At 70.3% G+C, this 7,129-nt stretch carries 4 protein-coding genes; 2 read left to right on the forward strand and 2 right to left on the reverse strand.

Features of this window, described 5'->3' with window-relative positions:
• Nucleotides 1–26: 26 nt before the first annotated feature.
• The gene (tal, locus tag D7Y15_RS29635; protein WP_121754657.1) at nt 27–1,148 is read left to right on the forward strand and encodes a transaldolase; all 1,122 of its coding nucleotides are present in this window, start codon (nt 27–29) and stop codon (nt 1,146–1,148) included.
• A 91-nt stretch (nt 1,149–1,239) separates the two neighbouring features.
• Nucleotides 1,240–2,082, forward strand: coding sequence for an SDR family oxidoreductase (locus tag D7Y15_RS29640; RefSeq protein ID WP_121754658.1), 843 nt, complete (start codon nt 1,240–1,242; stop codon nt 2,080–2,082).
• Between the two features lie 12 nt (nt 2,083–2,094).
• On the opposite strand, the gene D7Y15_RS29645 is transcribed toward D7Y15_RS29640, so the two are convergent.
• Together D7Y15_RS29645 and D7Y15_RS29650 are read right to left on the reverse strand one after the other, a co-directional pair.
• Nucleotides 2,095–4,089: a glycosyl hydrolase family 8 gene (locus D7Y15_RS29645; protein WP_158629132.1), complete on the reverse strand. Its 1,995-nt coding sequence runs from the start codon at nt 4,087–4,089 to the stop codon at nt 2,095–2,097.
• A 148-nt stretch (nt 4,090–4,237) separates the two neighbouring features.
• Nucleotides 4,238–6,988, reverse strand: a complete 2,751-nt coding sequence (locus tag D7Y15_RS29650; RefSeq protein ID WP_121754661.1) for a serine/threonine-protein kinase — start codon at nt 6,986–6,988, stop codon at nt 4,238–4,240.
• Between the last annotated feature and the right edge of the window lie 141 nt (nt 6,989–7,129).

Here is a 7,129-nt window from a genome sequence, read left to right on the forward strand (position 1 = left end):
GCCTCGCGCCCCCGCCGGGAGAATCCATGAATCCGCTGCGACAGCTCGCCGAGTTCGGCCAATCCGTCTGGGTGGACAACCTCCAGCGCAGCTACATCACCAAGGGCACGCTGAAGAAGTTCATCGACGAGGACGGGCTCAAGGGGCTCACCTCCAACCCGACCATCTTCCAGAAGGCCGTGTCGGGCAGTGACGATTACCAGGACCTCTTCGACGCGGCGAAGGGCAAGGGCCTCTCCGGCAACGACCTCTATGAGCAGCTCGCCGTGCGCGACGTGCAGGGCGCCGCGGACATCCTCAAGCCCGTGTACGACGCGACGAAGGGCCAGGACGGCTACGCGTCGCTGGAGGTGTCACCGGGCCTGGCGCTGGACACGCAGGGCACGCAGGAGGAGGCGCGGCGGCTGTGGAAGACGCTGTCGCGGCCCAACGTGATGATCAAGGTCCCGGGCACCATTCCGGGCCTGCCGGCCTTCGAGCAGCTCACCGCCGAGGGCCTCAACGTCAACGTGACGCTGCTCTTCAGCCAGGAGCGCTACAAGCAGATCGCCGAGGCCTACGTCTCCGGCCTGGAGAAGTTCGCCGCGTCCGGTGGGGACGTGAGCCGCGTGGCGAGCGTGGCGTCGTTCTTCATCAGCCGCATCGACGCCATCGTGGACAAGGAGATTGAGAAGAAGCTCAAGGCGGGCGCCACGCCGGAGCAGCAGAAGGCGATGGAGGGACTGAGCGGCAAGGTGGCCATCGCCAACGCGAAGCTCGCCTACCGCACCTTCAAGGAGGTCTTCGGGAGCTCGCGCTGGAAGGCGCTCGCGGCGAAGGGCGCCAAGGTGCAGCGCGTGCTCTGGGCGAGCACCAGCACCAAGAGCCCGAAGCTGCGCGACGTGCTCTACGTGGAGGAGCTCATCGGCCGCGACACGGTGAACACCATGCCGCCCGCCACCATCGACGCGTTCCGGGACCACGGCAAGGTGCGCCCCAGCCTGGAGGAGGACCTGCCCGGGGCGGAGGCGACGATGCGCCAGCTGGAAGCAGCCGGCATCTCCATGAAGACGGTGACGGACGAGCTGTCCACTGACGGCATCCGCCTGTTCTCCGAGTCCTTCGACCAGCTGCTCGGCGCGGTGGGAGAGAAGCTGAAGAAGACCTGAGTCCTGGAATCCGCGTGCGGGAGGGGCCCAGGGTGATAGTCATTGCGCCCTGCGCGCCGCTCCCGGTGCGCCGCTCCAGGAGACACCTTGCATGGCCCCGGTCGCACTCGTCACTGGCACCTCCACTGGCATTGGCCTGAGCACGGCCATCCACCTGGCACGCCAGGGCTTCGAAGTCGTGGCCACCCTGCGCGACAGCGCCCGGGCGGACGCGCTCCGGGACCGGGCGGACCGGGAGGCCGTGAAGCTCCACATCCGCACGCTGGACGTGACCAGTGACGCCTCCACCCAGGCGTGTGTCCGCGACATCCTCCAGGCGCACGGCCGCATCGACCTGCTGGTGAACAACGCGGGCGCGGGCTACCTGGCCACGATGGAGCAGACCTCCGAGGAGGCCCTGCGGCGCACGATGGAGGTCAACTTCTTCGGCGTGTGGCGCGTCACCCAGGCGGTGTTCCCTCTCATGCGAGAGCAGCGGTCCGGGCGCATCATCTCCGTGAGCAGCTTTGGAGGACTGGTGGGTCAGCCCTTCAATGACGCGTACTGCGCGGCGAAGTTCGCGGTGGAGGGCTTCATGGAGAGCCTGGCCCCCGTGGCGTCCCGGCTGGGTATCCAGGTCTCGCTGGTGGAGCCGGGGCCGGTCCACACGGAGTTCGTCAACAACGTGCGCGCGACGGGCAATGGCACCCAGGGCAACGGACCAGCCGTGTATGGCGAGCTGCTGGGCCGGTACATGCGGGGCTCCGCGGAGACCTACGCGAGCATGGGACAGACCGCGGACGACATCGCGCGCATCATCTGCGAGGCCGCGACCTCCCCATCGCCGCACCTGCGCTACATCACGTCCGAAGTCATGCGCTCCCTGTACGCGCTCAAGGCCGGGGACGCGACCGGCGACACGATGGTCGCCCGCGTCGCGACGCGCCTGGACTGAAGCAGTGACGCGTTACACGGCACCGGGCTTGAGCACGGTGCCGTAGACGCGCTGGGCGAGGCCTGATTGGAGGAAGTCCATCTCTCCGCCCACCATGGACAGGTACCTGGCGGCGCCGGGGTTGCTGGTGCCTTCGTTGGCCGCGCCGCCCGGGCCCATGAAGTGGGAGAGCAGTCCCGTCTGGACGGTGGTGGGCGCCGTCCCGTCGCGACCCCAGAGGTAATGCTCGTTGGCGGAGACGGCACCCAGCCGGGCCATCTGCGACATGTACCAGGCGCCGACGTGCACGTTCTCCCAGACGTTGGCCAACTCCGGGTCCTGGGTCTGCTTGGGGTCCCAGGCGCTGCCGTCCGCGCGCTTCAGGCCATTGCCGCTCGCGTAGTTGCGGAAGTCCTCCAGGTTGGAGGCCGCACGCGGCTGCAACAGACCGATGGTCTTGTCCGGGGTGACGCTGCCGTTGGGTTCCACGTTGAGCTTCGGGTTGAACGTGGACTCCTGCGCGATGTCCGCCAGCAGCATGCGCGTGGCGTCCTGGAGTGGCAGCTCCGGGAAGTAGCGCTTCGCGGCGCTGAGCGCGGCCTCGGCGATGGGGCGCTTGTTCTTCTCGAACCCGGCGCGATTCGCGTCCCCCACGCCGTGCATCTCCGTCCCCACGGGGTGCAGGGACGAGAGCCTGTCCATGTCCGTCATGGCCTGTGCCGCGCCGTAGTCACCGCTCACGCCCTGGGGGCTGGAGACCGCGTCCAGCCGCGGTGCGCTGGTGTCCGAGGGGCGCGCCATCTGCCCCGATGACGTCAGCAGCGACAGCGCGCGCAACGAGTCACCGAAGTAGCCACCGCCCTCGGTGGTCTTCACCATCTCGTTCCACATCGCGCCACGGTACCCGGCATCCGGGTCCGCGATGGCGCCCGCCGCGGCCATGGAGACCGCCGTCGCGTTGTGGTTCTTCGACAGGGACGTGCCGTCCAGCGCGTACGTGTCGCCGATGTTCTCGACGCCCTGTGACTTCCAGAAGGTGTTCACCTTGTCCAGGTAGGCACTGGCGCGCGGATCATCATTCCACGCCGCGTCCAGACCGATGCGCCAGGGGGTCCGCATGGCGTCGTAGGTGGCGTTCGGCCCCCGGTCCAGCGGCTTGCCATTGGCATCCATCCAGTCCGGCACCAGTCCCGTGTCCTTCGAACCGGGCTGCTTCAGCGCCTTGTCCAGCATGTCGTAGCTGGCGTCCGCGACCTGGTCCCAGCGCGTGTCACCGGTGAACTTGCTGAACTCCTTGTAGTACGCGGGCGCGAAGTAGCTGGGATTCGTCTCCGAGGAGCCACCGAACGCGTCGCCCGGCTTGAGCACGTTCGTGCCCGGCTCCACCTCGTGCTCCAGGATGTTGTCGATGAGCGTGGTGGCGTCCTGCTTGTAGCCGCCCCACTTCTTGTCGGCGCTCACCAGCGCCATCGCCATGTCCTCATCCGCGTCCGTGGCGCCGTTCTGGCCCAGCGTTCCGCCCTGGGCGTCGATCCGCCAGTTCATCAGGCCGTTCTCGTTCAGATGGGACTGGGCGTACTTCCACAGGCCATCGAACGTCGTCTGGTCTCCGTTGTTAGCGGCGAGCAGCATCCCGTAGCCAATGCCCTCCGACACCGTGTCGCCGTTGTTCTCCGGGCGCTGCACGCGCAGCGCACCATTGGCTCCGTCGGCCGTGACGTACTTCGCCTTCCAGTCCGCGTAGCTCTGCTGGACGGCCGCCTCCGCCGTCGCCTTGTCGGGCGCCAGCGTCTTCGCCGTGCTCGCGGTCCGCGGGCCCGTGCCCTGGGCCTGCCCGGAGAACGACTGCCAATCCGCGCGGGTGTCGCGGCCCACGTCGAAGCCATCCTTCACCGTGGCGGGCTGGGACGCAGGCGGCTTCGCCGCTCCGGCGGTCGCGACGGCCGGAGGCTGGACAGCGTTCGGCTTCACGTCCCAGCGTTTGAAGGAGGGGACGCAGGAACCATTGGAGGACAGGGCAGAGACCATGGGAACACTCCGTTCTGGAGGTGGGCCGGTTGCGGCCGGATGCCCACTTCCAAAGCAGGAGCGATGCCAGGGCCTACGCATCCCGGCTTCAGAGGGACACGCAGGAGGGAAGGCGCGTGCGCTGGGTGACTCCAGTCACCCGGTGGCGCTACCGCCTTCCGCGAGTCCGGGGCTCCTTGAGACGCGCGGGGACGGCGGCGGCCTCCGGAGCCGGATGCGTCTCCAGCCAGCGGGCCACGGTCGCGGCTTCGGACTCGCGTGTGGCTCGGACGAAGCGCGCGCGGGCCGCTTCCGCCTCCTGCCTCGCGGGCTGTCTCTCCCCGGCCTCCCACAACGCCCTCGCGAGCGCGAAGCCTGACTCCGCCAGCGTCCCGTCCGGCATCGACGGGTACGCCACGGCCAGCCGCAACGGCGCGATGGCGTCCTTCGCGCGGCCCAGGCCCAGCAGCGCCTGGCCCACGCCGTCCTGGCTGTACTGGAAGGTCTCGTCGCCAGCAGGCGCCACCTGCTGCTTCGTCGCGAGCGCCTCCTCATAGACGCGCAGCGCCTCGTCATGGCGGCCCAGCGCCAGCAGGCACATGCCCACCTCGTCCAGTCCCTCCGCCACCGGCAGCGTGCGCGCCCCCAGGAGCGCCTTGCGGATCTCCACGGCGGCGCGCGCGTGCGGCAGGGCCCGGGCTGGATCCGCCGCCTCGCGAAGTGCCCAGGCGAGGACGTCGTGCCTTCGCGCGGTGTCCGGATGCAACGGGCCCACCGCGGCCTCCGTCAGCGACAGCGCGCGCTCCAGCAACGCCACGCCGCGCGCGGTGTCCTTCATCCGGATCGCCAGGTTGCCCTGGAGGAAGGTGATGCGCGCGCGCAGCGGGTGGCCTTCCGGCAACGCCGCCTCCGCCCGCGTCCGCGCCTCCTCGAAGAGGGCGCTCGCGCGGGAGAAGTCATTCCTCGCGTTCGCGAGGTTGCCTTGATTGATCCGCACCTCCGCTTCCAGCACGGCGTCGCCGCCCATGCGCCGCAGCGTCGCGTCCGCGAGCCCGCTCCAGACCTCCGCAGGTTCGAAGTGCCGCTGGCCCTCCTCCACATAGAGCAGCCGGTTGAGGATGGTGACCTTCAGCCGGTCCGCCTTCCCCGCCTCCGCGTCGAAGGCCGCCTGCCGCAGCGCGATGGCCGCTCCCTCGGAGTCCCCCAACTGCTCGCGCATCCACCCCTGCTGAAGCTGGAGCCGGGCCATCAGCGGCGCGTACCCCGTGGCCCGCACGGCCTCCACCAGCGGCTCCAGCCGCGCCCGGGCCTGGGGAAGGCGTCCGCCATCCACCAGCACCTTCACCTCCGACAGGAGCGCCTCCAGTCGCTCCACCTCGGCGCGCTCCGCGGGCGACTCCGGCAGCCGCTGCTGCTCGCCCAGCTTCGCCACGTCCGCGCACTCGTCCAGCGCGGGGAGCGCGTTCACCAGCGACAGGGACTTCTCCACCAGGGGGACGTCCGCGGTGGACAGCAGCGCCACCACCGCGCGTGCGTCCTCGCGCCGCCGCTCCAGGCACACCACGCGCTCGACGCGCAGGGCCTCCGGCTGGGTGCCCTCCACGAGCGTGGCCCTGCACGCGTCCGTGTGCTGTTGGCTCCAGCTTCGCGCGTACCCATCCAGCACGGCCGCCACGCGCCCGGCCAGGTCCGCCCCCAGCGGGCTGCCCGTAGCGGTGAAGGCACGCACCACCTGCTCTCGCTGCTCCGAGCCCCACACCCGCGCCATGAGCGCGTCCGCGCCCTCGCATACGCGCGACTGCTGATAGAGCACGCCGCCGCCCAGCAGGAGTCCTCCCGCCAGCAGGCCCACGCCGCCCCACGCGCGGCGCCGGGCCCTGCGCTTCGGCTCCTGCCCCAACGCGTCCAGCAGCTCCGCGAGCGTCGGGAAGCGCTCCGCCGGACGCAGCGCCAGCCCACGCATCACCGCCCGGCCCACCCACGCGGGCACCCGCGAGTCGCTCGGCGGCTCCAGGAGGCGGGGCGCATTCGGGCCCTCCAGGTCGGCCGGCGTCTTCAGCGCCTGCATGCGCGCGACGTCGAAGGGGCGCTGGCCGTACAGCGCGGCGTACAGCGCGGCGCAGAAGCTGAATTGATCCGTGCTCGCGTCCGGGACCGCGCCCAGCACCTGCTCCGGGGACATGTAGTTCGGCGTGCCCATCACCGCGCCTGTGACGGTGATGGGCGCATCCAACATGCGCCGCTCCGCGGCCAGCGCGTTCACTTCCCGCGCGGAGGAGTCCTCATCGTCGCCAGAGGGCAGCCCCACCTGGCGCGCGAGCCCGAAGTCCGTCACGCAGACGCGGCCCCGGCGGTCCCTCAGCACGTTGGCCGGCTTGAAGTCGCGGTGCACCAGCCCCACCGCGTGCGCGGCCACGAGCCCCCGGCCCGCGCCCAGGTACGCCTCCAGCACCTCGCGCCACGAGCGAGGGGCCTCCTTCAGCCACTGCCCCAGCGTGCCCCCATCCAGCAGCTCCATCGCCAGGAAGACCTGGGCGCCCCAGATGCCCACGTCGAACACCGGGATGACGTTCGGGTGCGAGATGCGCGCCATCGCCTGCGCCTCGCGCAGGAGCCGCGCCCGTCCCAGCTCCGGATCCGCGTGCCCATCCGAGCGCAGCAGCTTCAGCGCCACCTTCCGGTCCAGGTCCGGATCATAGGCCGCGTACACCACGCCCATGCCTCCCGCGCCCAGCGGCCGCAGGAGCAGGTAGCGCCCCACCTGGACGGGTGAGGACGTCCCGTGCCGGGGCTGCCGGTCCGATTCATTCGTCGCGGGCACGGTCTCCGCTGGCGTCCGCGGCAGCAGTCGCGTCGCCTCGCCATCAGGGCTGCGCGCGGGAAGCGTGTTGTCGCGGTCGTCTCCGGCCGGGGTCTTCATGATGGATGACATCCTAGGAGCCCCGGCGTTGCCATCACCATGCCGCCCACAACCGGACGGCCGCCTTCTTCGATAATAAGGAGCCGCGGTCTCCTCCCCCGAGCGCAAGGGTTGTTCATGAACGTCACCCGTCCCCAGAAT

The sequence above is a fragment of the Corallococcus sp. AB030 genome (assembly GCF_003668965.1).
Lineage (GTDB): Bacteria > Myxococcota > Myxococcia > Myxococcales > Myxococcaceae > Corallococcus > Corallococcus exiguus.